Consider the following 2,826-nt stretch of genomic DNA (forward strand, 5'->3'; position numbering starts at 1 on the left):
GCAGCGTCACGAACACCTCGTCGAGATGCCATGTGGTGCCAGGCTTGGGACGCGCCACATTCACTCGGCGCGCGAAGCCCGCTCCAAATTTGTCGCACCAGCGCCGGATCGTTTCGTAGCTCACGACAACGCCGCGCTCGAACAGCAACTCTTCGACGTCGCGAGGGCTCAATTGGAAGCGAAAATACCAGCGCACGGCGCAGCTGATAACGGCGGCCGGAAAGTGATGACCGTGATAGAGCGATTTCGATTTCTTCATCGCGTCATCTTAAACGACAGCCCGAGCAACGTGACAGTGCCATCTACGATGCATATTTAACCTTGACTTTACCTATCTCGTTGAGCGCGACGAGCGGACTTAACGCGATCGCGCATGCTGCTGAAGGGCTGTACGCGCAAGACAGCAACCCTGTCATGTCGATGTTGGCGGAAGAGGGAATCCGCAGCCTTGCTATGAGTCTCCCTCTTGTGTGGGATCATCCACAGGACATCGGCGCACGAGAAGTGACGCAGTATGGCGCGTAGCTTTGTGGCACGATGCTAGGTAATGTTGGCATGGCGCTGCACCATAAGCTGTGCCATAAGCTAGGCGGGACGCTCAACCTCCCGCACGCGGAGACGCACGCCGTCATCCTTCCTTACGCGATGGCGTTCAATTTGCCCGTCGCACCCGATGCAAGAGAACGGCTTTCGCGCGCACTGGACACTGCTGATCCAGCAATGGCTCTATATGAACTCGGCCGCAAGCTCGCGATTCCGGCTTCGTTAGCGGAGTTGGGAGTGCAAGAGGCGGATCTCGATCGCGTGGCGGAAATCGCAATGCGTTCACCATATTACAACCCGCGGCCGTTGACGCAGCAATCAATCAGAAGCTTGTTGCAAATGGCATTCGAGGGCGACGCACCTGATGCGTCATCTTTCCCTTGCCAGTAGCGTGTCCGTTGGTGAATACCGAAGGCGGAAAGGCTCTTCATCCGTATTTGCCGGCGCACAGCGACATGGTTACACATGGAGCGTGCATTGCCCGCATACGATTATTGGCTATGCCGTAGGTAATGCGATGAACATGGGCACTACCCTCGCGGTCTACGCGACGCTCTGCAAACAAACCAACACGCCCTTCGTCTTTCCCGGCTCGGCGGCGCAATGGAACAGCCTGACCGATATGACCGATGCCCGGCTGCTGGCGCGTCAACTCGAGTGGGCGGCAACAGCCGATGCAGCCAAAAACGGGGAGTTCAACATCGTCAACGGAGATGTGTTCCGCTGGAAATGGATGTGGTCGCGCATCGCTGAATATTTTGCGATCGATCCCGTCGCATTCGATGGTGAAGTGCGGCCGCTGGAAAGCCGAATGCATAATGCAATCGCCCAGTGGCGCAGGATCGCGACGCAGTTCGGCCTGGCGGAAGTGGACATCAACAAGCTGGCGTCGTGGTGGCACACCGACGCGGACCTCGGGCGGCCGATGGACGTGATCACTGACATGTCGAAGAGCCGAAACGCGGGTTTTCTTGACTTCCGCGCGACCGATGACGCGTTTTTTGATCTCTCTGATCGGCTGGCGGGTGAGCGAATTATTCCGAAGCGCAGCGCGACTTGATGTACGTCAACGACGAGCGATCGCTCGTGTAGACATGAATACACGGGGCAGTCTAATCATGCGGTGAAACCGAATCCAGGAGTTCTTGAACCTTGGTTTGCAGCTTGTGTAATGCCTGTTGATGTGTGACTAGTCCGCACAGTGCATTGTGGATTTCAATACCCAGAATTTCCTCAATGCGCGTGTAGACAGGCGTGAGCGGACGCATTGCATTGCAGATTTGCCCATTGCGCGCCAGGCCATCAACGAAACTGACGATGGGAGAAATGGCATTTAGCTCAGGATCGGAACTCACGCTAAAGCGCGGTGCAACCGGAAATCCGCTCCGAGCACTCGATCTCATTGCCTCCGACGACGTCATCCACCGGATCGCTTGCTGGGCGAGCGCAGCCCGGTCGGGCGGCAAGTTGCTGGGAACAGCCAAAAGAAATCCGCCGAGAGGTACGGACCGACGTACACCATGCACGTTTGGGTGCGGCAAGAACTCGACCTTCCCTTTTACCTTCGAGCGCAGATCCAGCTCAAGACGTGCCGCGCGCATCGACCAACCGTAACAGAGCGCTGCCCGCCCGGACATGAACTCGTTGAGACTGTCCTCCCAGTTGAATGCCAGCGTATCAGGCGGCGATACCGACAGGAGCTGCTGCATAAATGCCAGCGTCGCGTGTGCTGCCTTGCTATCAAGCCCGGCGCGGGCGCCATGGCTACGCTTGTTCTTCGAGCGCGTCAGCACTTGTGGCTCTTCGTCAAGAATGACCGCCCCGCCGTGTGCGTTCAGAAAGAACATAAATGCACTTGCGATCGGCATTCCTCGCGCAGCATTCCAGGCGAGCCCATACTGCGCGCGCTTGGGTTTGTGCAACCGGCGCGCTATGAGGAGGAGGTCCTTCAGCGTCGTGGGGTAGGCCAACGCATTGGTCTCGAAGATATCCCGTCGCGCGAGTAGGGACTCCACCGTCACGTACGCAGGCAATCCATACAGATGTTCGTCGTAAGTCACGCACTTCAATGTTGCCGGATGAAAGTCGCCAAGGTCTGCGGACGTCGCGCGAATATCTAATTCCAGAGGGGAGATCAATTCCTTTTGAGCGAACTCAGATAGCCATGGATAGTTTAACGTAACAATGTCGAACTGTGATTCGTTCCGGGCGCCATTCGCCAACGCCGCCTCGTACAGTTCCTGTAGGCGCGCCAACTGAAAGTCTTCGCTGCGGCCCGAATTT

The 2,826-nt window shown here is 57.2% G+C and carries 3 protein-coding genes and 2 pseudogenes; 3 read left to right on the forward strand and 2 right to left on the reverse strand.

Going from position 1 to position 2,826, the window contains the following annotated elements; translation table 11 throughout:
- Positions 1-259: pseudogene (locus tag WCA53_RS29375) on the reverse strand (IS6 family transposase); the annotation flags it as partial.
- Positions 260-321: 62 nt separating this feature from the next.
- Here WCA53_RS29375 and WCA53_RS29380 point away from each other — a divergent pair.
- The 3 genes and pseudogenes from WCA53_RS29380 to WCA53_RS29390 form a co-directional block, all read left to right on the forward strand.
- On the forward strand, positions 322-525 hold the full coding sequence (locus WCA53_RS29380; RefSeq protein WP_423919466.1) for a hypothetical protein: 204 nt from the start codon (positions 322-324) through the stop codon (positions 523-525).
- 30 nt (positions 526-555) lie between these two features.
- A complete protein-coding gene (locus WCA53_RS29385; RefSeq protein WP_423919470.1) occupies positions 556-933 on the forward strand; it encodes a hypothetical protein in 378 nt (125 codons plus the stop codon).
- 43 nt (positions 934-976) lie between these two features.
- Positions 977-1,603: pseudogene (locus tag WCA53_RS29390) on the forward strand (NAD-dependent dehydratase); the annotation flags it as partial.
- A gap of 52 nt (positions 1,604-1,655) precedes the next feature.
- On the opposite strand, the gene WCA53_RS29395 reads toward WCA53_RS29390, so the two are convergent.
- A partial coding sequence (locus WCA53_RS29395; RefSeq protein WP_423919474.1) for an extracellular solute-binding protein occupies positions 1,656-2,826 on the reverse strand: 1,171 nt, incomplete at its 5' end.

Source organism: Caballeronia sp., assembly GCF_049581465.1.
Classification (GTDB): domain Bacteria; phylum Pseudomonadota; class Gammaproteobacteria; order Burkholderiales; family Burkholderiaceae; genus Caballeronia.